The 21,224-nt window shown below is 59.5% G+C and carries 21 protein-coding genes; 8 read left to right on the top strand and 13 right to left on the bottom strand.

Features of this window, described 5'->3' with window-relative positions:
* Positions 1 to 173: 173 nt before the first annotated feature.
* From U9R61_RS06425 to U9R61_RS06395, 7 genes are all read right to left on the bottom strand, one after another.
* The gene (locus U9R61_RS06425; RefSeq protein ID WP_322487987.1) at positions 174 to 1,346 is read right to left on the bottom strand and encodes a phospholipase D-like domain-containing protein; all 1,173 of its coding nucleotides are present in this window, start codon (positions 1,344 to 1,346) and stop codon (positions 174 to 176) included.
* 249 nt (positions 1,347 to 1,595) lie between these two features.
* Positions 1,596 to 2,081: a hypothetical protein gene (locus U9R61_RS06420; RefSeq protein WP_322487986.1), complete on the bottom strand. Its 486-nt coding sequence runs from the start codon at positions 2,079 to 2,081 to the stop codon at positions 1,596 to 1,598.
* Between the two features lie 49 nt (positions 2,082 to 2,130).
* Positions 2,131 to 3,159 carry an ABC transporter permease gene (locus U9R61_RS06415; protein WP_322487985.1) on the bottom strand — a complete coding sequence of 343 codons (1,029 nt, stop codon included), beginning with the start codon at positions 3,157 to 3,159 and terminating at the stop codon, positions 2,131 to 2,133.
* A 49-nt stretch (positions 3,160 to 3,208) separates the two neighbouring features.
* Positions 3,209 to 4,168, bottom strand: coding sequence for an ABC transporter permease (locus U9R61_RS06410; protein WP_322487984.1), 960 nt, complete (start codon positions 4,166 to 4,168; stop codon positions 3,209 to 3,211).
* 106 nt (positions 4,169 to 4,274) lie between these two features.
* The gene (locus U9R61_RS06405) at positions 4,275 to 6,086 is read right to left on the bottom strand and encodes a peptide ABC transporter substrate-binding protein (RefSeq protein ID WP_322487990.1); all 1,812 of its coding nucleotides are present in this window, start codon (positions 6,084 to 6,086) and stop codon (positions 4,275 to 4,277) included.
* Positions 6,087 to 6,567: 481 nt separating this feature from the next.
* A complete protein-coding gene (locus U9R61_RS06400) occupies positions 6,568 to 7,062 on the bottom strand; it encodes a hypothetical protein (protein ID WP_322487983.1) in 495 nt (164 codons plus the stop codon).
* A 134-nt stretch (positions 7,063 to 7,196) separates the two neighbouring features.
* Entirely contained in the window at positions 7,197 to 8,681 is a 1,485-nt protein-coding gene (locus U9R61_RS06395) for a peptidoglycan-binding domain-containing protein (RefSeq protein ID WP_322487982.1), read from the bottom strand.
* Positions 8,682 to 8,804: 123 nt separating this feature from the next.
* On the opposite strand from U9R61_RS06395, the gene U9R61_RS06390 reads away from it, so the two are divergent.
* Complete coding sequence (locus U9R61_RS06390; protein WP_322487981.1) at positions 8,805 to 9,467, top strand: endonuclease III; 663 nt, start codon at positions 8,805 to 8,807, stop codon at positions 9,465 to 9,467.
* Between the two features lie 262 nt (positions 9,468 to 9,729).
* Here U9R61_RS06390 and U9R61_RS06385 read toward each other — a convergent pair whose 3' ends face one another.
* A complete protein-coding gene (locus tag U9R61_RS06385) occupies positions 9,730 to 11,148 on the bottom strand; it encodes an MFS transporter (protein ID WP_322487980.1) in 1,419 nt (472 codons plus the stop codon).
* Positions 11,149 to 11,271: 123 nt separating this feature from the next.
* On the opposite strand from U9R61_RS06385, the gene U9R61_RS06380 reads away from it, so the two are divergent.
* The 3 genes from U9R61_RS06380 to U9R61_RS06370 are packed head-to-tail and all read left to right on the top strand — an operon-like array spanning position 11,272 to position 13,515.
* Positions 11,272 to 12,246 carry a sodium-dependent bicarbonate transport family permease gene (locus U9R61_RS06380; RefSeq protein WP_322487979.1) on the top strand — a complete coding sequence of 325 codons (975 nt, stop codon included), beginning with the start codon at positions 11,272 to 11,274 and terminating at the stop codon, positions 12,244 to 12,246.
* A 31-nt stretch (positions 12,247 to 12,277) separates the two neighbouring features.
* Positions 12,278 to 12,589 carry a P-II family nitrogen regulator gene (locus U9R61_RS06375; RefSeq protein WP_416208824.1) on the top strand — a complete coding sequence of 104 codons (312 nt, stop codon included), beginning with the start codon at positions 12,278 to 12,280 and terminating at the stop codon, positions 12,587 to 12,589.
* Complete coding sequence (locus tag U9R61_RS06370) at positions 12,586 to 13,515, top strand: GNAT family N-acetyltransferase (RefSeq protein WP_322487977.1); 930 nt, start codon at positions 12,586 to 12,588, stop codon at positions 13,513 to 13,515. Before U9R61_RS06375 ends, U9R61_RS06370 begins: the two co-directional genes overlap by 4 nt.
* Here the strand turns inward: U9R61_RS06370 and U9R61_RS06365 are convergent.
* Positions 13,471 to 14,493: a gluconeogenesis factor YvcK family protein gene (locus tag U9R61_RS06365; protein WP_322487976.1), complete on the bottom strand. Its 1,023-nt coding sequence runs from the start codon at positions 14,491 to 14,493 to the stop codon at positions 13,471 to 13,473. The two genes, U9R61_RS06370 and U9R61_RS06365, sit on opposite strands and share 45 nt — an antisense overlap.
* Positions 14,494 to 14,583: 90 nt before the next feature.
* Between U9R61_RS06365 and U9R61_RS06360 the strand changes: the two genes are divergently transcribed.
* From U9R61_RS06360 to U9R61_RS06350, 3 genes are all read left to right on the top strand, one after another.
* A complete protein-coding gene (locus U9R61_RS06360; RefSeq protein ID WP_322487975.1) occupies positions 14,584 to 14,811 on the top strand; it encodes a DNA cytosine methyltransferase in 228 nt (75 codons plus the stop codon).
* A complete protein-coding gene (locus U9R61_RS06355) occupies positions 14,808 to 15,098 on the top strand; it encodes a hypothetical protein (RefSeq protein ID WP_322487974.1) in 291 nt (96 codons plus the stop codon). The genes U9R61_RS06360 and U9R61_RS06355 overlap by 4 nt, the downstream gene beginning before the upstream one ends.
* Positions 15,099 to 15,264: 166 nt before the next feature.
* Positions 15,265 to 15,816, top strand: coding sequence for a DUF3267 domain-containing protein (locus U9R61_RS06350; protein ID WP_322487973.1), 552 nt, complete (start codon positions 15,265 to 15,267; stop codon positions 15,814 to 15,816).
* Here U9R61_RS06350 and U9R61_RS06345 read toward each other — a convergent pair.
* From U9R61_RS06345 to U9R61_RS06335, 3 genes are all read right to left on the bottom strand, one after another.
* Positions 15,765 to 17,045, bottom strand: a complete 1,281-nt coding sequence (locus tag U9R61_RS06345; RefSeq protein WP_322487972.1) for a glycosyltransferase family 4 protein — start codon at positions 17,043 to 17,045, stop codon at positions 15,765 to 15,767. The genes U9R61_RS06350 and U9R61_RS06345 overlap by 52 nt on opposite strands.
* Positions 17,046 to 17,282: 237 nt before the next feature.
* Positions 17,283 to 18,635, bottom strand: a complete 1,353-nt coding sequence (locus U9R61_RS06340) for a tetratricopeptide repeat protein (protein WP_322487971.1) — start codon at positions 18,633 to 18,635, stop codon at positions 17,283 to 17,285.
* A 168-nt stretch (positions 18,636 to 18,803) separates the two neighbouring features.
* On the bottom strand, positions 18,804 to 19,802 hold the full coding sequence (locus U9R61_RS06335) for a molybdopterin-binding protein (RefSeq protein WP_322487970.1): 999 nt from the start codon (positions 19,800 to 19,802) through the stop codon (positions 18,804 to 18,806).
* 109 nt (positions 19,803 to 19,911) lie between these two features.
* On the opposite strand from U9R61_RS06335, the gene U9R61_RS06330 reads away from it, so the two are divergent.
* On the top strand, positions 19,912 to 20,736 hold the full coding sequence (locus U9R61_RS06330) for a DUF3352 domain-containing protein (RefSeq protein WP_322487969.1): 825 nt from the start codon (positions 19,912 to 19,914) through the stop codon (positions 20,734 to 20,736).
* On the opposite strand, the gene U9R61_RS06325 is transcribed toward U9R61_RS06330, so the two are convergent.
* The gene (locus U9R61_RS06325; RefSeq protein WP_322487968.1) at positions 20,714 to 21,106 is read right to left on the bottom strand and encodes a hypothetical protein; all 393 of its coding nucleotides are present in this window, start codon (positions 21,104 to 21,106) and stop codon (positions 20,714 to 20,716) included. The two genes, U9R61_RS06330 and U9R61_RS06325, sit on opposite strands and share 23 nt — an antisense overlap.
* Positions 21,107 to 21,224 lie beyond the last annotated feature (118 nt).

Below are 21,224 nucleotides of genomic sequence, written 5' to 3'. Positions count from 1 at the left end.
TGCCCCACGCGGCGAAGCAATCTCCCCCGAGCACAGCAGCAAGCCGCTGTGGGTTCGCTCTCGCCGAAGCGGGAGATTGCTTCGGGCGCTCCGCGCCCTCGCAATGACAACGGGGAGCTTACCCTCACAATGACATGAGGCAACGGCCTGCACACTGAGAGGGACAGGCCTATTCACGACTGGCACCGCGTCGGATTGCGCGCCTGTTCAAACACCCGCTCAAACTCGGCCAGATATTCAGCCGCCAGCTTCGGGTCGTCGATAATCAGCAGATTCTCGTCGTTGGTGCGTTCGGCGCGGGCCGTGAAGTTGTACGAACCAGTAATCACAATCCGCTCGTCAATAATGATCACCTTGTGGTGCATCGTGTAGCAATTGCCGTCTTCGAGCACCTCGACCCCGCCATCACGCAAGAGCCCGAACTCCGAACCAGTACCACCAACATTGCGCCGCTCAAACACGCCGCGTACCGGCACCCCTGCCTGCTGGCGGGCAATCATCGCGCCGGCAATCTCGTCACTGGTGAACGAGAAGGCCATAAATAACACCGACCGGCGCGCGCCGTTGATCAATTCAACAATTCGCGCGGCGGGCCGTTCACGCGGGGTAAAGTAGTTCTCGATCGCCGCTTGCGCAGTGGTAATGCGGGAAAATGGCGTCTTAGCCTGCTTGCTGTTACCAAACCGGCCCGCAGCCATCTCTGCAAACTCCACCCGATAATTCTCGACAATTTCCGGCATGGTTATGCGCAGCAGATTGTTATTATTGCGATAGGTGTCGTTAATAGTCGCATTCCACGAGCCAGTCCACACAATCTTGTTATCGATGATGATAAATTTGCTGTGCAGAAAGGCAGGAGAATCCTCCCAACTTACCGGAATGCCCGCATCTTCCACAATTCCAGCAAATTTAGCGTCAACCGGATCTTCCAAACTCTCGCGATCAAGTGCCAACCGCACCTTGACGCCGCGCTGATGCGCTGCGACGAGGGCTTCCGCCAATGGCTGCAAGGTATACTCAAAGGTCGCCATATCAATACTTTGGCGGGCTTGGGCAATATCGTTGAGAATATTGCGCAGGTACGGCGGCGTTACCCGGTTGCGCGGAATATCGGGGTACACCAACGAGGGAGTGGTGAAGTAGACCGTCATCCCTCCCATTTGCCCGCTGACGGTGGGGGTCGGCGGCGTTTCGATACCAAGGAGCGATGGGTCAAGCCCGAACCGGCGCAGATCGATAATCCCGGCGGTAATCAGGAAGCCGAGGGCAAGGGTCAGAAAGAGCAAGATCATTTGGGTGCGATTGAGACGCTGCGGCGAGCGCGATGAAGCAGGTTTTCGCGCCATAGAATCCTCACGATCGTGCAAAGGATCTAAGAAGGTGAGCAATCATGTTGCATCGTTTCATTGCGAGGGCGCGCAGCCCTTCTGTCATTGCGAGGGAGCGGTGCCACCCAGCTACGCTGGGTGGTGCCCGACCGAAGCAATCTCCCCTTCAGAGGAATCAACCCGCTCAGCCACCCTTCCCGCGCTCGCGGGGGATTGCTGCGCCGCCTCCGGCGGCTCGCAATGACATCAGGCAAGCGGTGCGCCTTTCTACCGCCGGCCAAGGTGCGCCAACAGGCTGAGCGGCAACGATTCCGGCCACCGGCGCGGCAACCGGGGCGAAAGGGAGGGGGATGGCGAAGTTGCGGGTGTATCGTGAGCGGCGCCTAAAGAGGCTTCCAGTGCGCTTTCCGCGCCAGTAATGAGTGAAGCCGCCGGTGGTTCAGCACTGCCAAACGTCAGCGAGGCGGTCAACGCGAGTGCAGCCGCTGAAGGCAAGGCCTTTGCCAACGCCTGCTCAGCCGTCGCCACCGCGCCATCGGCCCGCGCCGCCGCCCGCACGGCGCAGCGGATCGCTTGCGTAACCGCTTCGGCAGCCGCTTCATCAACCGTATCGCGGGTAAGCTCAGTGGCCCGCGCTGTGGCCCAGCGCACCAATTCCCCGGCCTGTGCATCATCTAACCCAGCGGTCAGCCGTTCGTCCTCTTGGATCGCCTCAACCGCCAACTGTTGCAATGGCGTCAGGTGATGGGTCATATTCGAGTTCCGGTGAAAAACAACCCCTGTGTACCGACATCATTGTACCTCACAACCGAGACCGCGGATCGAGCGCATCGCGCAACCCGTCACCGACAAAATTGATGCTCAGTACTGTCAAAAAGATCAACCCGCCGGGGAACAGCGCCAACCATGGCGCCGCTTGCAGATACTGGCTGCCATCGGTCACCAGCCGGCCCCACGTTGGCGTGTCAGGCGGGAATCCAACGCCAAGGAAAGAGAGGGTCGACTCGGTGATAATCGCGCTGCCGACCTCGAGCGTAGCGGCGACAATGATCGGGCCAATCGCATTCGGCAGAATATGGCGGAACATAATTGCTGGTCGGCTCACCCCTAGCGCCGTCGCCGCCTCAACAAACTCCTTCTCTTTCAGCGAGAGGAACGACGCGCGCACAATGCGGGCCGTACTCATCCATGCCAGACAGCCGATCACCGTCACCACAATCGTAAAGATGCCGGCTTCAGGCGAGCCCATTGCCTTGATCACCGGATCACGGAACAGATAGACCACCAGCAAGGTAAGCGGAATCACCGGCAGCGAGAGGAAGAGATCGGTAATCCGCATCAAAATTTGATCAACGACCCCGCCAAAAAACCCTGCCGTCGCGCCGATAATCGTGCCGAGCGAAATCGCAATCGCCATCGCCGTCAGCCCGACCAACAGCGACACCCTGCCGCCGTACAGCGCACGGGCTAGCAGATCGCGGCCAAGGTCATCGGTGCCGAAGGGATGGATGGCGCTAGGGCCGGATAAAATACTCATGAAGTCAAGGTGATCAATCGCGGTTTGCAGATCAACCTGCTCTTGCAAAAATGGCGACCCAATCGCCTCTAGTTCAGCAGCTAGCCGCGGAATGTAGAAGTACGGGCCAACAAATGACATCAACGCCAGTGTCAGCAACACGACCACCCCTAGCATCGCCAGCCGGTGCTTGCGGAATCGCCGCCACGCATCGCTGAGCAAGGTGCGCGGCTTGGCCGGCATCCGGCTGGTCATCTGCTGAGCGCGGGCGCTAGGCGAGAGACCGACCGCGCCATTGAGTTCTATTTCAGACATCGAACGCTCACCCTTTCCGATGATGACTCTAGACAAATCGTGTAGCTGATTACGAATACCGCACCCGCGGATCGAGCACACCGTACAGAATATCGGCAATCAGATTAAACACCACTGTCAGAATTGCAAAGATAAACGTCAAGGCCATCACCACCGGCGTATCAGAATTATTGATCGAGGTGATCAACAGCGCCCCTAACCCATTTACCCGGAACAGGTTCTCGGTAATAATCGCACCGGCGAAGATGGTCGGAATACCGAGCGCAATCAGCGTCACCACCGGTATCAGACTATTCACCAGCACATGGCGCAGCACCACCATCCGGTCACTGAGACCTTTGGCCCGCGCCGTGCGCACGTAATCAAGGTTCAGGTTATCGAGCATCGACGAGCGCATAAAGCGGGTCAGCGCCGCCGTCTGCTGCACGACTAGCACCGTCACCGGCAGCGTCATCTGCCGGACTTGCTGGGTAAAGGTGTCCCAGTCAACCACCTGTAATGTGGTATTGTACACAATTGGAAACCACTTCAGATTAATTGCAAATACCAGCATCAAAACTAGACCGGTGAAAAAGGAAGGCACCGAAAAGCCGACAAACGCAAAAAAGGTGGCGACGTTATCAAAGCTTGAATATTGCTTAACGGCAGAAATAATTCCAATCGGGATGGCCAGCAAGACTGCGATCAGATAGGCGGTGCCTACGACGATCAACGTCTGCGGCAACCGCTGCCAAATCAGATCAAGCACCGGCCCGCGAGTGCCGAACGAAAACCCCCAATCACCGCGCAGCAGCGAGGTAAGCCAGCGCACGTAGCGCACCGGCCATGGTTGGTCGAGACCAAACTGAACCCGGATCAATTCACGGGTCGACTCAGGGATTGCCGGATTGAGAGCGAACTGCGCCAATGGATCGCCGGGGGCAAGCGCAAGCACGGCAAAAATCACAAAGCTGATAATCAAGAGCGTAGGAATCGCAATCAAAACACGCCGAATGATGTATTGCAACATGGTGTATCGCCCCCAGACCGCGCACAATGCCTACCTAATCAAATATCGAATATGGCAGAGACGCACAGCCGTGCGTCTCTGCCATCTCACCGGCTAATATCACCGCTTAGGGCATGCGCCGCCACGTCGCGATGTTCCAAATGCTGCTATCGAACGTATTGAAGGTCGGGCCTTCAAGGTTCTTCAGCTTGGCATTGGGCGTGCGGCGGTTGATCAGCGGGATCACCGCGCCATCATTCACTAGCAGGTCATTCATCTGGATCGCCAGTTGCGCACGGCGCTCCTGATTGAGTTCCTGCTTCAACTGCTCGAAGAGCGCGTCGTATTCCGGGTTGCAGTAGCGACCGTCGTTGCTGCCATTCCACTGATTGGCCGATGAAGCCCGCTCAGCGCAGATCCAGCCTTGTAGATACTGCTGTGGATCAGCCGAGTTGGGGCCATTGGTGTACATTTGCAGGTCGGCGTAGAACTTGTTTAACGTATCGGGATTACCGGCATCACCACCGAAGAAAACGGCAGCATCAATCGCCTTGACGTTGACCTGAATGCCGATCTCGGCCAGATTCGACTTGATGATCGCCTGCTCGCCTTGGCGCAGGGTATTGATGCTGGTCTGGAAGCTGACGATCAACTTCACGCCATTCTTCTCGCGCACCGGGCCGTTGCGCACCCAGCCGGCCTCGTCGAGAATGCGGTTGGCTTCGGCCACATCGCGATCACACTTGGTATTGGGTGAATTGACCGCTGCCGGCACCACCAAGATATTGCAGGTCGGTTCACCGGTCGGGCCATAGAGCTGCTCGGCAATCGCCTTGCGATCGATCGCCAGCGAGATCGCGCGCCGCACCGCCGGATCGGTCAGGAACGGATGCGGCTGATCCGGCTCGCTGCGCTTATCACCCAAGGCCGGATCGGGGTTGGCGAAGTTGACCACGATGCGCTCGACACCGAACGAACCGCCGGCAATTGCATCACACTTGCCGCTGGCCAAAATCGGCTCGAGCACTGCCTTCGGAATCTGCAAGTTCCACGCGAAGTCAACTTCGGCCGTCTCGCAGACCGCGCGCGCCGCCGAGGTGGCATCACCGCCGCCCTTGATCTCGACCTCATCGAAGAAGACATTATCGGCATCGCGGAAGAAGGGGTTGCGCTCGTAGATCACCGTATCGCCGGGCCGTAACTCGCGCAGCTGCCACGCATTGGTACCGATCGGGGCCAGATTGGCCGCTTGGCACTCGGCACTGGTGCTGGCCGCCGCACCAATGCAGTTGCCAAACTGCTTCTGCTGCAAGATCATGCCGAAGGGGCCAACGAAGGCAATGTACGGATCGGCGGTCGGTTCCTTCCACGTAATCTTCAACGTCGTGTCATCGATCTTCTCGATGTTCGCGATCGGATCGAAGGCCGCCTTGGTGGTGCAAGCAGTCGCCGGATCGGCGCAGTACTTCCACGTGAAGATAATATCGTCAATCGTGAAGTCAGTGCCATCCGACCACTTGAGACCCGGCTTGATCTTCCACGTTACGCTGGTGCCGTCAGCCGCAACGCCGCCATTCGCAATGGTCGGAATTTCGGCGGCGAGGAAGGGCACCAGCTCATCCTTCTCATTGTAGCGAGCCAGCGGCTCCAGAATGACAGTTGCGCCGTCGAAGTCCTTAGTACCGGTCGCCAAGTGCGGGTTGAGCGTCGTCACCGCTTGCCAATACAGAATCGTCAGCTTACCGCCCTTTTGCGCTGCCGGCGGTGTGGTTGGAGCCGGTGCAGCCGTCGGTTGCTCAGGGGCAGCCGTCGGTTGCGGGGCAGCCGTCGGCGCCGGAGCGGCTGTTGCCGGCGCGGTAGGGGCTGCGGTCGGCTGCGCTTGCGGTTGGCCGCTGCCACACGCCGCCAGAATCATCGCCGCCACTGCCATCAGGGTCATCCATGCCCAAAGCCGTTTGTGCGACACAGAAACCTCCTCACTCCTAGAACGAACAACTCTCTATGATGACCAGAGCTGACAGCAGCAACGATTGGCTCGCACCCGATGCGACGTTACCCAACGCCGCAGAGTATCTGATGGTTCACTCCCGCGCTGCTCCCACCTCGTCATCCGTAACCAATCGCGCCAACATAGCGCTCAAAAACTGAGGTACGCTAAATAAGCGGTTGCTCAACCGTTGATGCCTCCCGCTCGCGTTGCTTTGCACAACCTTGTGTGACGCACTCTATTTCCCATGCGCTGATTTTGAGACGTGCAGAATGCCTGAACAGTACCATAGGGCGGGCAAATTGTCAAGAAATCGAGTCATGTTGCACTGGAATGCGCTATTCTTCACGAAGTCACCAAAGCTGGGGGCGAATGTGGTGTAAATAAAAAGTGGGAAGGCAGCCTCGTTGCTGCACCCCGCCAGCGGGCGACTTTACGATGGGATGCCGCACGCCCGGGCGATTTCATCAATCAGCCAGCGGCTGATCTGGGTTTCTTGATCGAGTCGTTGCTGGCCAGCGCGTTCTAACGCGAGATGTCTGACTTGTATGCCAGTAGCGCTTTGGATAGCGAGAAAGGCGTGGTCGGCGCCGCGCCGTTCGCGGTCGGTGATGATCGCCGCCGTGAGGCCAACCCCCAACAGCGGCCATTCGCCTTCACGCACCACTCGCGCCCGCCGGTAGGCCCACGCTGCCATCGCCTGAGCCGTTTCGGCGCTGACCGCTGGGGCATTGAGGTCGCCGGTGAGTGCCAAGCGCGACCGCGGTGAGTAGGCGTCAATCGCTTCAAGCACCGTGCGCGATGATCCAGCAATTGCATGCAGCCACGCCAACCCTATGCTGCCGGCGCCGGCAAACGCTAGCACGAGCCGGTGCGGCGCAGCGTGAATGGCAGTAATCCGTTCGGCGAGATCAGACGGGATAATCATCGGTGTTGTGCATTTTCACTTCGTTTATGTGGTTTCGCTGCCGGCACGATGCGCTGGCGATGCAGCGTGTGACGGGCAACCGGCCCCCAGCACAGCGATGTGCCTGACCGCGCAATGCTAGCAAGTTGCCCCCATTACAACGCAATGCTACGGGCCAACAACGCTTGCCACGTCGCACAATCCATGCTATCCCCTGCCGGCAGGCCGGCGGCGGCGCGGAAGGCGCGGACAGCCGCGGCGGTCGCCGGACCAAAAAGACCATCAATCGGGCCGGGATCGAAGCCGAGCGCCGCTAGCCGGCCCTGCGCGTCGGCGACCGCTGGATTGTAGCGGCGCTCTGCCGCCGCTTGCGGGGCCAGCGTTGAGAAGAGCGCGCAATCACGCGCCGCCAGATCCGCCACCGGAGTCCACGTGAAGGCAAATCCGGCGGCAGCCGTGGTAAGCGGCGGCAACGCCGGATCAGCCGGCAACCAGGCTAACGACTCACTGTCGGCAAAGCGCACCAGCGCACCCCGCCCTTGCCAATCCCACAAGACCAGCACCGGTTCGTCGAATTGTTCTGGACGCAGCGGCGTGATCACGCCATCATCGCTGACCTGCACCATTTGCGGGCGGAAGGGGTAGTCCCAGCTATATTCACTGGCTGGCGCCATTTCCACAAACGCATAGATCACGCCATCGGCCAGCCGTTGCGGCGCGCGCACCAGCGGAATCGCTGTTTCACTGCTCGTAAGAACCACGAATTCCTCGCCACTGATAGCGTCGATCCGGTAGAGGCCAAACCGGATATCAGGGCCGGGGCCACCGCCGGCCACCGTTATCTCGCGGCTATCAACGCTCCACAGCTCCTCTTCGCAACAACTAAAGGCGCGCACCGGCTCGTCTTCCGGCCCGATAATCACCGCTTCACCGCCGGGTATGCCCATTTCCGGGAGCATCACTGCGAACAGCAAGAGCTGTACTCCGCTTGGCGACCACGCAACCGGTAGATAACGCCACGCCGGATTGGCGAAGTCTGGTTCTGCCGGCTCAGGATCATCGGCAATCCCCAAGCTAGGCCGACCGCCAGTGATGTCACTGAAGTATACACCGCTCGGCGCATCATCCTGCCCAATGATCAAACCGGGGGCCGGATCGGTGAGATGGTAGACGACATATTGACCATCCGGCGAAATGCGGGGATGGCTGATAGCACGTTCGCTCACGAGCATCCGCCGGCCAGCGCCATCAAGGACAACCAGTTCATCGCCGGTGAGGTAGACCAGCGTCCCGTTCTCGGCGACGCTCAACTCGCGCACCGGCTGTAGTTCGTAGGTAATCTGGACGAGACGGTTGCCGTCGGGGTCGAGCCGCATGACCTGACCGTTTTGGATCACATAGACCGGTGCAGGAAGGGGCACGGCAGGGACAGGTGTGGGTGAGGCTGTTGCTCCCGTTGCTGTGGCTGGCGACAGCGTGGGGACGGCGGTTGGCAACTCTGACGAGGGCAAGGTGGCGACAGCGGTTGGCAACTCTCCCGCAGGCGTGGCCGTGGGCGATGGCACGGGCGTGGGTGGCGCAATAGCGCAGGACGCGATCAATAGGAAGGCTATCCACCAAATCAACCAGCATTTGTTCACGAACGCGCTCCTATAGGTGAATGAAACTGGCGCCCCACGCGCCACGGGTTGCCTTGCGCCAATGAGTTCGAGTATCATCATACGGTACGCCAGCGCAGTTGGCTAGGAGGAAGAGGAGGTTTTGTGACGGCGACGCAGTTCCCAATCGAGCAGGTGGTAGAGACGCTGGAACGCGAACTGACCAAGTTTACGCTGCCGCTGATTGACCAGATGGGGGAAGTGAGCCAGACGCCATTCCGCATTTTGATTGCCACCATCCTCAGCCTGCGCACCAAAGACACGCTGACCGCCGTGGTTGCGCCGCGCTTGTTTGCCGTTGCTGATACGCCGGCAGCGATGCTGGAGCTCGGTGAAGAGCGCATCGCCGAACTGATCTATCCGGTCGGTTTTTACCGGGTCAAAGCGCGCCAGATTGTCGCCATCTGCCGGATACTGCTGGAAAAGTACAACGGCGAAGTGCCGTCTGATCTTGATGAACTGCTCAAGTTGCCCGGCGTGGGCCGCAAGACGGCCAATCTGGTGGTGACCGCCGGTTTTGGTCTGCCCGGCATCTGCGTTGATATTCACGTCCACCGCATCTGCAACCGGTGGGGGTACGTGCAGACCCGCACCCCGGAAGAGACCGAAATGGCGCTGCGGGCCAACCTGCCGCAACAGTATTGGATCCCGATCAACCGGCTGTTGGTGACGTTGGGCCAAAACATCTGCCACCCCACGTCGCCGAAGTGCAGCATCTGCCCGATCCACGATGTATGCCCACGAATTGGGGTCACGCGCAGCCGGTGACGCAAAGGCGCTGTAGAGCCGGACGGCTGCCCGGCTCCGCAAAGGCGCAGAGCGCACAAAGGGCGCAGAGGTTTTGGAGGGGGACAAAAGAGAAGTTGGCAGTTTTACCGGGATCTGCGGGCGGCGTGATAGATGCTGGTGGGCTGGTCATATCAGGCATAACCACCTATGCAACTATCCCATCCCTTATCATCCCTTTGCGCTCTTGGCGCCCTTTGCGTCTTTGCGTTTACATTCCCTGCGCCTCTGCTTCCTTTGCGTCTTAGTTTCGGTTGTGGCGCGCCGCCAGCCGCGCCAGCGTCTCGGCGTGGCTGGCTTTGGTGATCGGGTAAAAGGCGGTCAAGATCATGCCGCAGATCAAGATCACCGTCGGCAGCGGGCCAATCAGCAGACGAATCGCCAACAATGCACTTTCCGGCTGCTGGCCGGGCTGCAGACGTTCGTTGAAACCGGCAAATTGCAGGACGAGACCGACCAAAAACAGACCGAGCGCCAATCCCATCTTTTGCAGCAGGACCATAAACCCGTAAAACATCCCTTCGCGGCGCTGACCGGTCTCTAATTCATCGAGTTCGATCACATCGGGCATCATGCTCCACGGAATGAGGTAGGCCGTAGCCACGCCGGCCCCGGCCACCACGCCAAGCACAATCGCCAACACAATCTGTTCAGGCTGAAGAAAAAAGAGAAATGCTTGCACGCCAATCCAGATCAGACTGCCGATCATATAGACCGCCTTCTTGCCGATCCGGCGGCTGACGGCGCTCCACACAAACAGAAAGGCCAGCGCCGAGCCTTGCACGGCAAAGAGCATAATCGGGATCAAATCGTTGGCGCTGGCAAAGGTGAGGCCGAAGGCGGTCGTCGGAAACTGCGGCACACTGCCCAGCCAAAAGACGATAAAGAAGGTCAACACACTCGATGTGACCTGCACCGCTAACCACGAAAACATATAGATGCCGACTACAAAGAGGAACGGGCGATTCTTGAACACATAGCGAATTTGGTCGAGCAGGCTAAGCTTTTCCGCGCCGGGTTCCGGCTCGTAGCGTTCGCGGGTGCCAAAGAAACACCAGAGGAACGGCAGCGTGATCAGCACCCCGATCACCGCTCCCGACACCAGATACCCGGTCTGCTGATCGGCAAACTGGCCGACAATAGTCTGATGCAAAATCCCGCCGAGCAAGCTGCCGCCGATACTAAAAGCGAAACGGTAGGAATTGAGCGCAGTGCGCTCATCGTAATCGCGGGTCAATTCAGGCGTGAGCGCCGTATAGGGAACATTAACCACCGTAAAGGCCGTATCAAAGAGCAGCGCAATCATCAAATAGTAAATAAACTTGCCGGTGACATCAAACGGCGGCACCACCCACTGCAAAAAGAAGAGGATGCCAAACGGCGCGGCGCCGAAGAGCAACCATGGCCGTCGCCGGCCCCAACGGGTCTGGGTCTTGTCGGTCAACCAACCGATAATCGGATCGTTGACGGCATCCCAGATCTTGACGATCAGCAAAATGGTACCAGCCAAACCGGGCGGCAATCCAGCGATGGTGGTCAAGAAATAGAGTTGGAAGAACGAAGCCACAATCGTGGCAATCGCCGGGCCGAGATCACCGGCGCCAAAAGCGAGACGAGTAGCGAGCGGCAAACGCTCTGACGATACCGGCATCGTGGCGGCCATAGGGAGGAACTCCTTGTGTACAAACCAACGAACGATGGCTGATATTGTATCATTGTCAACGCCGTTACGTGAAATGATAGGATATACACTATAGGCAAAAGCGCACTTGCACAAGGAAATGGTATGACTATTCTTGAACTGATGCAGATCAATCTGCTCTCGCCGATGGTGTTGGCGTTTGCGCTCGGCATCATTGCCACGTTGGTGCATAGCGACTTGAAGTTACCCGATGAACTGTACACGACCTTGTCGATCTACCTCTTGTTAGCGATTGGTCTCAAAGGCGGCGTGGCGCTGGCGGAGACGAGTCTGGCCGTCTTTTGGGCGCCAGCGCTGGCAACCCTCATCTTAGGCGTGATCATCCCGCTGATGGCTTACACCGTTGCCCGCCGGCTCGGAAAGTTGAGCATCGCCGATTCGGCGGCGCTGGCGGCGCATTACGGTTCGGTGTCAGCGGTGACGTTTGCCGCATCACAGACATTTCTTGATACGATCGGGATCAAGTTTGAGGGCTTTATGCCGGCGCTGGTGGCGATTCTCGAGGTGCCGGCAATTGTGATCGCCTTATTGATCGCGCAAATGGCGGGCGGGCAGCAAGGCGGCGACTGGAAGGCTGCGGTGCGCGAATTGCTCACCAGCAAAAGCATTTTGCTCCTTATCGGCGGTATGGTAATCGGCTGGCTGGCCGGCCCGCGCGGCGGCAAAGAGGTGGCGCCACTGTTTGTTGATCTGTTTAAAGGTGCGCTCACCTTCTTTCTGTTGGAATTGGGCATGGTCGCGGCCCGCCGGTTCCGCGATTTGCCGACGGCGGGCTTGTTTCTGCTGGGATTTGCGATTATCATGCCAATTATCAACGGGATACTCGGAGTATCGCTCGGACATCTCGCCGGTCTCTCGCTCGGCGGTAGTACGATTTTGGGAGTCTTAGCCGCCAGCGCCTCATATATCGCGGCGCCAGCGGCGGTGCGCATCGCTTTGCCGCAAGCCAACCCCGGCTTCTATCTGACTGCGGCGCTCGGTATCACCTTCCCGTTTAACCTTGCCATTGGACTCCCCATCTATTACACACTGGCAACATGGATTACCGGCGGGGCATGAGGAAGGATCATTAATTATGGAGTTAACAATTATGGAGTTAACTACCGTCAAACTTGTCACTATCATCTCCGAAGCAATTCTGGAAGAGCGCATCTTGCACGACCTGCGCCAGCTCGGTGCGCGTGGCTATACCGTCGGCGCAGTGCATGGCGAGGGCACCCGCGGCGTGCATGCCAGCGAGTGGGAAGGGCAGAGCCTGCGGATCGAAACGCTGGTTGCGCCGGAAGTTGCCGAGAGCATCCTGCAACATCTGGCCGCAACCTATTTCTCGCACTTCGCCGTGATCGCGTATATGACTGATGTGCAAGTGGTGCGCGGCGAGAAGTTTCGTGGTCAGCAATGAAGATCCAAATCCGCGAGCTGTCAGCGAGCGATTGCGCATACGTGTTCGCATTGGCACAGCGGAGCCTGAGCGATCCGGTTGATGAGCGGCTGATCAGACGGTTGGTGACCGCCGAACCCGATGCGCGGCCTGACCTGCACGTGGCGGCGTGGCATGACCAGCGCATGATCGGTGTGGCATTAGGGAGTGTGCGCCGGCACGATGACCTGCTCACAGGCGGAGCGCGCTTGTTGGCGGTTGACCCAGCGTGGCAACGCCGAGGTCTTGGCACTCGCTTGCTGAACGAGCTAGAACAGCGGCTGCAAGCCATCGGCGTACACGAGCTGCGGGTGGGCAATCTCGCGCCTAACTATCTTTGGCCGGGAGTGCCGGAGACGAATCTGGCGATGCAGGCACTGTTGGCCCAACAAGGGTACGAGCTGGCCGGAGAAACGCTCAATATGACCGTTGAGCTGAACGGGCGCGACTGGTTAGCCGGCACCGATCCGAAACAGTGGAGTATCCGGCACGCCCGGTATGGGGAGACAGCACTTGCGGCGTGGGCCGGTGAGCGTTGGGGCGCGGCATGGCAGTGGGAAGCCATGCAAGCGGTGAGCGCCGATCCCCCGACTGCGCTCATCGCTGAACGTGATGGCGAGTACGGCGGCTTTGCGTGCTGGGATGTGAGCGGGTTCTGGGGCACCTTTGGGCCAACCGGTGTTGAGGAAGCGTTGCAAGGCCATGGCCTTGGCCGCACGCTGCTCTGCGCCACCCTAGCCGCGATGGCGAGCGCCGGCTATCGCCAGATCGAGATTGGCTGGGTCGGACCGCAAGCATTCTACACCCGCATCGCCGGCGCGCGCCCCGGACGGATCTGTTTCCTGTATCGCAAACCTATCAGCTTAGTCGACCCGATCGAGCGCGATCTTCCACAGCGCCAGCCCTAGCGTCTGGGGATCATGGCGGATAGTATCGGCCTTATTCCACAACTCACGCGGGCCGGGGTCAGGTTCAGCCAGCTCACGCACCAGCGGCTCAACCCCCAGCGCACGAATTGCCTGCCGGTCGGCATCAGTCACCAGCAGCGGATGCAAACCGGCGGCGCTATAGCGGGCCGTCACTGCCGGGTGCAGCGCATTGGCATCGTTGATCAGAGCCACATCGAGCACACCGGGGTCGAGTACTTCAACCAACCGCGCCACGTGATCGGCGATCGTCATGCCATCAGTCTGGCCGGGTTGGATCGTGGTATTGCAGACAAAGACAACGGTGGCCGGTGTGGCCCGCAGCGCCTCGATCAACCCATCAAAGCAGAGCGTAGCCAAGAGCGAGGTGTACAAGCTGCCCGGCCCGATCACAACCAGATCGGCGGCAGCGATAGCCTCTAGCGCCGGCGGGTACGCGGCAGCCGGCGGGTCGAGGAACAAGCGGCGGATCGGCGGCTTGCCCAGCGCGCGCACCGCCGCCTCTTCGACCACGATCCGGCCATCGGCCAACTCAGCGCACAGACGGGTATTCGCCGTTGAAACGGGCAGCACCTGCTCAGGGCAAGCCAGCATCTGGCGAGCCATAGCGACTGCCGCTGCCAGATCACCCTCCATCTGGGCCAAGCCAGCCAAAATGAGATTACCCACCGCCATTCCATCGAGCAAGGGCAAGGCGGAACTGCGCAACCGGTACTGCATCAACCGCGCCAACGGGCTTTGCGGATCAGCCGCCAGCGTCGCTAACAGGTTACGCAGATCACCGGGAGCGGGAATATCAGCGATCATCCGGGCAGCGCCGGTGCTGCGGCCCGAATCGGTCACAGCGATGATCGCTGTCCTTTCGGCAAAAAAGGGCCGCGCGCCGAGCAACACCTGCGCACTGCCGCCGCCGCCGCCGAGCGCGACAAGGCGCAGATCAGGGAGATCAGGGTGAGACATGGGAGACTCCTTGTAATAAACGGGACAGCCATTAAACCATACTGTATACATCAACTACGTTCAAACGCAACCAATTCGGACATGCTCCTTATGGATAAGACCATCACCTTCATTGATCTATTCGCCGGCATTGGCGGCATCCGGCTAGCATTTGAACGAGCGGGCGCAACCTGCATCTTCTCGTCTGAATGGGATAAGATGGCCTGTCGCACATACGAAGCCAATTTTGTGAAAGACCTGCTGGCGATATTACGCAAATACCGGCAGAATGATGCTACGTCTATGTCTCGCGACCCAAAGCAACGGTATTGTATGTGATCCGCCAAGTTCATGCTGACGAACAACGGAGTTTTGTTGGGTGGCGTTATACTCTGTTATCCGATATTGTCATGGGTTGTGGCTGGAACTTGCAGGCTGGCGACAGAGGCATGCTCGGCGGTATGACCCAAACGGTGATGTTATCAGGTGAACTGTTCAGACCATTTCAACCAGATCTGCTGACTGAAGATTGGCTGCAACGCCATGGCGATTTAACCAATTCAGTTCGTGATTTGATCAGCGCTTTTGCTAAGCAATTAGCAGCTTTTCTGCCGAACTGGTTATAGCATTTAACCCTTCTCTAAATTCAGTGCGAGCAGCTTATGATCTAGACTAACTACAGTTCACCTTGTTAGATACTGAGAAAGGGGCAAAAGGCTAGCTATTTCAAACATGCCGCCGATACCGTACAGATAGCCCCTATCCCCCATATCCCGCCACGAGGTGCGCCTGATGAATGGCACCCAAACCGCTTACCAACGGATCGATCGCTCGGTCTCGTTTGCGCAAGCCAACCTTGGCGCGCTGATGTTTGGCCTGCCGCTAGCGCTTTTGCTCATTGCTGCGCACACCCTTATTCATCAAACGATGTTACTGACCGCATCATGGGAAATATTACTAGCCTTCGTGATTGGCGTTCTCGTTCACGAAGGGTTGCATGCTGCGGGATGGATGATTGCCGGACGCCTACCGCTAAGCGCGATCACGTTCGGTTTTAGCATCAAAGGACTCGCGCCATTTGCCCATGCCAAACAGCCGTTGCCGATCAATGCCTATCGTTTCGGCACGGCTCTGCCGTGCGTGGCGCTTGGCATCATCCCTGGCGTGATCGGCATTGCCGGCAACTGGCCAATGGTCACCGGCTTCGGCGCGATCATGACCCTCGCTGCCGGCGGTGATCTGCTGATCTTGTGGATACTCCGGCGCGATCCGGCCACAGCGTTGGTGGTTGATCATCCCGATCGGGCGGGGTGTGAGGTATGGTTGCCGGCCAGCAACTCGTGATAGAGGGCCAGCGTCTGCCGGGCCACGACCGGCCAATCGAAGGTTGAGCGCACAATGCGCTCACTCTCCGCACCCCATTCCGGCCAGCGCGCGCGGGCAGCCAACGCAGCGCGCAGTTGGGCTGTGAGATCATCGACATCACCCGGCTGCACCAGCAAGCCGTTGCGACCCGGAAAGACCTTATCGGGAATACCGCCGATTGCGCTAGCCACCACTGGCCGGCGGTGGATCATCGCTTCAAGCGTGACCAGCGAACTGCCTTCGTAGCGGGTAGGGTGGACAAAGAGGTCAATCTCTTCGTACAGACTATGCAACTCCTCGTCGCTGAGCCGTCCGACAAAGAGGGTGTGCTCGGCAATCCCGGCTGCGCGCACCTGCTGTTCGAGCGCCTCGCGCGCCGAGCCGCTGCCGACCAGCAACCAGCGCCAATTGGCCGGCAATTCACTGCGCAGGCGGGCCAGCGCCGCGATCAAGACATCAAAACCCTTGTTGGGTTCGAGCCGGCCCACGCTGAGCAACATCGGGCCACCACTCGTCAAACCCAACCGGAACCGCAGCGCCGCGCGCAGATCGCTGCGCACTTGACCAAGACACTCTTCAACATCGATTGCCGAAGGGATCACCACGACGTTAGCCGGATCAACGCCGAGGTAGCGGGGCAGGTCGTCTTTGGTGCAGGCGTCGGTGGCGATAGCCCGATCGGCTTGGCGATGGCCGTAGGCGTAGAGCAGCCGGAACGGGGCATAGGCCAGCCATTTGGCCCGGTCAGGCGTGCGAAACTCTTCCATGCCATGCGGGTTAGCGACAAACGGTGTGCTGTGCAGACGCGGATCGCGCTGGCGGGCCATAGCGTAGCCAAAGGCGCACAACCCTTGTGTATGCACCACATCGATCCCGCCGGCCAGCACGCGCTGCGCAGCAAGATGACCAATTCGCCAACTGTACACCGGAAAATTGATCTGGCGGCCAACCACACCGTTTGGCGGCAGCAAGGGCGTGATGTAGTCGTAACGGAGGGTCTCGATCGCGTGGGGACGCAGATCACCGCGTTCAGCATTGGCTGGCGGCGTCTGCACATAGAGCGTGACCTCTACCCCCAACTTTGTTAGATACTTGGTAAGATGGTAGACATGCCGCTCAATCCCGCCAAAGCCGTGCAGCGGGAAGACTGCGCGCGCCAGCATCACCACCCGGATCGGGCGGGGATGAAGCGGATGGGTAGCGTCCATGGCTGCGCAATCCCTCCTCAGAATGAGTATCACTCCGCTGGGGTGATGATACCACAAGTTGAGAGAGGAAACGGCATGCATAGCCCATTGGGGCCACCTGCAGCTAGCCGATACTGTGCGGCAGTGTGACTGCCGCACTCCATAGTCCGCCTCTACGCTGGCGAACGAGCGAGCCGCGCTGCGCCCATGCCCACGCATGAGTGGCCGTTACACTGCCGCACTCCATAGCACTTCTGCTTACATCTGGCGGAAGAGCGAGCCGCGCTGCGCCCATGCCCACGCATTATTGGGATCGATCTCGACGGCGCGGGTCAGGTCAATGAACGCTTCTTCGTAGATCTTCAGCGCCTGATAAGTCGCGCCACGACGGCTGAGCACCCACGAGTCATCGGGGCTGAGTTCAAGGGCGCGGTTGAAATCTTCGATCGCCTCATTGTAATGGCGCATAAGACGATGGGTTTCGCCACGTTCAGCGAGCACCCACACCACATCGGGTTTCAGTTCGAGTGCGCGGTTAAAATCGGCCAACGCTTCTTCATAGCGGCTCAACACCCGATACACCTGCCCGCGGCTGCCCAGCGCCCACGCATGATCGGGTTGCAATTCGATCGCGCGGCTAAAATCGGCCAACGCTTCGTTGTAGCGGCGGCGCAGGCGAAAAATCTCGCCTCGTTCGGCCAATGCCCCCACGTGGTTGGGTTCAAGCTCGATCACGCGGCTGAAATCGGCCAGCGCCTTATCAACTCGATCGGCGGCGCGATGCAAGAGGCCACGTTGCATATAGACCCACGCATAACCGGGATCGAGTTCGAGCGCGCGGTTAAAATCAGCTAGCGCCTCTTCGGCATCGCCAAGCGCGCGGAAGGTCGCGCCGCGGCTGCCTAACGCCCAAGCGTAGCCGGGATCAAGCTCGATAGCGCGGCTGAGGTCGAGCAACGCGCCATCGTAGTCGTCGGCTAAGCGACGCGCTTCACCGCGCTCGGCATAGAGCCATGCCAGATTGTCTTGCAAGGCGATGGCAGCGTCAAAATCGGCGATGGCCGCCGGATAATCGCGCAATTCGCGGTAGGTAATGCCGCGATGGCCCAGCGCCCATGGGTAATCGGGGTCAATAGCCAACGCCTGCGTAAACGCCTCGATCGCCTCCGGGTAGCAGCGCAGCGCGCGCAGCGCCTCACCGCGCTCGGCATGCACCCATGCCAGCGCCGGATTCAGCGCCAACGCCGCGTCAAAATCGGCGAGCGCCTCGTGATGGCGGCGCATTGCCCGCCATACCTGACCACGGCTCCCCAATGCCCACGGATATTCAGGCCGCAACTCAATCGCACGCGAAAAGGCCGCAATAGCCTCTTCGTGGCGGCGCAGCATGCGCAACGTCTCGCCGCGCTCGGCATGATACGCTGCATCTTCAGGATCAAGCTCACACGCTCGCGTCAGATCAGCCAACGACTCTTCCATCCTTCCCAATTCACGCAGCACTTGCCCACGCTGAAAGTAGGCCCACGCATAGTTCTCGTCGAGCGCAATAGCCCGGTTGAAATCGGCCAACGCCGCTTCGCGCCGGTCGTGGTACAGACTTTCAAGGTTCATGATTCCCCTCTTTCAGCGTTTCAGGCGTGCTGGCAGATATATTACCATTACGCAGACGGCTGCGGCGAAGTTGCACCAGAGATCGAGGTCGCGAAGAGCGCCAAGGTCAACGCACTGGTAGATGCGGCAGTACCACTGCCGCACGCCATCGCCGGGCCGGTTCATGCCTCATCCGCGCCGGGAGGCGCCAAGCAAGCCGCCGAGTCCAAACGTCGCAATCTCGCGCCGGCCCAGCCGTTCATTCGCCATCAAGCGCGGCAGAATCAGATCAACAATGTTCTGGTCACGCGAACGCACACAGCCGGGAGCGCCGATCAGCGGGACAACATCACCGGTGTGGTGAAGATAGGCCAGCAACAACAGATTCCCCGGCTCGACCGGCGCGCCGTAATGGGCAATCTCGCCGCCAAGCCGCTGCACAGCGCGCGGGATGACATCATCGCGATCGACTACTGACGTTTCGCCAGCAGTGATGATCAAATCAGCCCCCGCCGCCATCAACGCTACGAGGCCGGCGGCCACTTCTTGTTCGTCCGGCGACAAATCTCGGCACGCCACCATTGTCGCCCCCAGATCGGCAATCCGTCCGGCAATCGCCGGCAACATGCCTCGTTCCACCCGCGCCCGCGCCGCCGGACTGCTCACCAGTGCGACCCCGATGCGTCGCCGCACCAACGGCGCTACCCGCAATACGCCGGATTCGCCAGTCGCAGCAGCGGCTTGGGCGAGATCGGCTTCTGGTACAGCGAATGGGATGATCTTGATCGTTGCGAGCATCTGCCCATCCGTAACCAGTGTATAGGGCGGCAATGTCGCTACGGTGAGGCCGTCGATCAGGTTGATTGACAATAAGGCTTCAGCATCGATCAGCAATGGGCCGGCAATAGTTGCGCTCAGATTCACCCGGCCAGCGTACGGTTCACCGATCGCGACTCCCGGCCCAGCCACGATCTGCGCCAAACGGATGGCCGCTCCGTCTTCGTGGATGTCATCAGGCGCCAACACCGCCACCCGCACCGCTGGCACCCCCAGTTCGATCAGACGCGGCACATCCTCGGCGCGCAACCGCCTGCCTTTACTAAAGGCTTTCCGTCCTTGCGCATCGGCCAGATTGTGACAGAGAATATGCCCAACCGCCGCTGCCGGCGGCAAGGTTTCGATCCGCATATAGGCCCGCCTATCGTAAGGACAGCCAAATACCTCTGAACGCAACAACCTTGATTACGAATCATGGTACCATGGCTAAGAGTGAAATAAACGATTATCTGACAAAACTATGATCAACACATCAACGATGCCCCGCGAACGCGGGCTTGGTTACGCTTTCATCGGCGGGCTTGCCATCACCCTGATCGCCGCCGTGCTCGGCGCACTCTTCATCTATTGGTTCACGACCATCCAACGCGGCCCGGCGCCGGCTGAATTACTGCCGGCAGATGTACAGCTTTATGCGAGTTTATCGCCAACCCTCAGCGATATTCCCGAACAACCGCGGATCGAACGGGCGCTCAGCGAGGTGTTTGGCCTAACCATACCGGCAGATGCGACTGCTAACGTGGCCGCCATGCTTGGCGTGAAGCTCGATAGCGATGTAATCACATGGATCGGGAGCGATATTGTGGTCGTGGTGCGTGACTTTACCCCAGTCACGAATGACGTGGCCGCCGATCTGGTCGAGAATGGCGAGGTATTGGTCTTTCTGGCGTCGCGCAACGATCCACTCGCCAAGATCTTTTTAGAAAAATATCTGGATGTGCGCCGCAACCGGGGTGAAACGTTTACCGAACAGCGAGCCGGCGACACGACGATTTATGTTGGCGAGATTGCCAGCCCGCTGCGCGCGGTAGGCTTGATCGAGCACTACATCGTCTTTTCCAACCGGCCAGAAGCGCTGCTTGATCTGGCAGCCGGCCCAGATCGACCGAGCCGGCTCGCCAGTGTGCCTGCATTTCAGCAATTCCGCGAAACGATAGCGACCGTGCGTTCCGGTGCGCTCTACACCGATGGTTCGCCCGCCGCCGAGGCTGCACGGGCGGCGGTGCGAACGTGGTTGGTGAAGGTGTTGGGAGAAGGAACGGCTATTCACCGTCCTTCTCAATAATCTGTACTTTGTTGCTCGCCGGTGGCGGGGTAGGGCGACGGTTCCAACTCAACGCCTGCCCCAGCAATGCCCACATGCGCTGCTCAACCTCGGCCTCGCGGCCAATCAGCAGCAGGCTCACGCCGCCGAGCACCAGAATGCCCGGCCACACCAAATTGATCAGCGAGAGCAGCGCCAAGCCCACACCCCACAACAAGGCCTGCACCGCTTCGTTGGTGCGGCCAAGGCTGCGCTGACGGCGGTAGATGGCGATGCCACCGCCGGCCAGCAACGCCATCGGTACCAGCCACCACAACTTGAAGATCGCGACAATGCCCAACGCAACCAGCAACAGACCGATCAGGCGGGTTTGATCATTCTGAAACGACATACGTTTCCTCCTTCAGTGCGCTCATCCTTCATTCACTCATTCACTGCCGGTATGACGCCGGTGCAGTCGCAAAAGTTGCACCGGTCTGTGGTACCATACAGCAAGCCGGTTCTTCTGC

The organism is Chloroflexus sp., assembly GCF_034431535.1.
Classification (GTDB): domain Bacteria; phylum Chloroflexota; class Chloroflexia; order Chloroflexales; family Chloroflexaceae; genus Chloroflexus.
This window is presented reverse-complemented; position numbering and strand designations above follow the sequence as displayed.

Excerpts from the sequence above, each read along its gene's own strand:
- U9R61_RS06360 (WP_322487975.1), top strand. The coding sequence starts at position 14,584 with ATGGATAAGACCATCACCTTCATTGATCTATTCGCCGGCATTGGCGGC.
- U9R61_RS06340 (WP_322487971.1), bottom strand. The coding sequence starts at position 18,635 with ATGAACCTTGAAAGTCTGTACCACGACCGGCGCGAAGCGGCGTTGGCC.
- U9R61_RS06375 (WP_416208824.1), top strand. The coding sequence starts at position 12,278 with ATGGAGTTAACTACCGTCAAACTTGTCACTATCATCTCCGAAGCAATT.
- U9R61_RS06400 (WP_322487983.1), bottom strand. The coding sequence starts at position 7,062 with ATGATTATCCCGTCTGATCTCGCCGAACGGATTACTGCCATTCACGCT.
- U9R61_RS06405 (WP_322487990.1), bottom strand. The coding sequence starts at position 6,086 with ATGACCCTGATGGCAGTGGCGGCGATGATTCTGGCGGCGTGTGGCAGC.
- U9R61_RS06370 (WP_322487977.1), top strand. The coding sequence starts at position 12,586 with ATGAAGATCCAAATCCGCGAGCTGTCAGCGAGCGATTGCGCATACGTG.
- U9R61_RS06420 (WP_322487986.1), bottom strand. The coding sequence starts at position 2,081 with ATGACCCATCACCTGACGCCATTGCAACAGTTGGCGGTTGAGGCGATC.
- U9R61_RS06385 (WP_322487980.1), bottom strand. The coding sequence starts at position 11,148 with ATGGCCGCCACGATGCCGGTATCGTCAGAGCGTTTGCCGCTCGCTACT.
- U9R61_RS06325 (WP_322487968.1), bottom strand. The coding sequence starts at position 21,106 with ATGTCGTTTCAGAATGATCAAACCCGCCTGATCGGTCTGTTGCTGGTT.
- U9R61_RS06425 (WP_322487987.1), bottom strand. The coding sequence starts at position 1,346 with ATGGCGCGAAAACCTGCTTCATCGCGCTCGCCGCAGCGTCTCAATCGC.
- U9R61_RS06380 (WP_322487979.1), top strand. The coding sequence starts at position 11,272 with ATGACTATTCTTGAACTGATGCAGATCAATCTGCTCTCGCCGATGGTG.
- U9R61_RS06410 (WP_322487984.1), bottom strand. The coding sequence starts at position 4,168 with ATGTTGCAATACATCATTCGGCGTGTTTTGATTGCGATTCCTACGCTC.
- U9R61_RS06350 (WP_322487973.1), top strand. The coding sequence starts at position 15,265 with ATGAATGGCACCCAAACCGCTTACCAACGGATCGATCGCTCGGTCTCG.
- U9R61_RS06345 (WP_322487972.1), bottom strand. The coding sequence starts at position 17,045 with ATGGACGCTACCCATCCGCTTCATCCCCGCCCGATCCGGGTGGTGATG.
- U9R61_RS06330 (WP_322487969.1), top strand. The coding sequence starts at position 19,912 with ATGATCAACACATCAACGATGCCCCGCGAACGCGGGCTTGGTTACGCT.
- U9R61_RS06415 (WP_322487985.1), bottom strand. The coding sequence starts at position 3,159 with ATGTCTGAAATAGAACTCAATGGCGCGGTCGGTCTCTCGCCTAGCGCC.
- U9R61_RS06365 (WP_322487976.1), bottom strand. The coding sequence starts at position 14,493 with ATGTCTCACCCTGATCTCCCTGATCTGCGCCTTGTCGCGCTCGGCGGC.
- U9R61_RS06335 (WP_322487970.1), bottom strand. The coding sequence starts at position 19,802 with ATGCGGATCGAAACCTTGCCGCCGGCAGCGGCGGTTGGGCATATTCTC.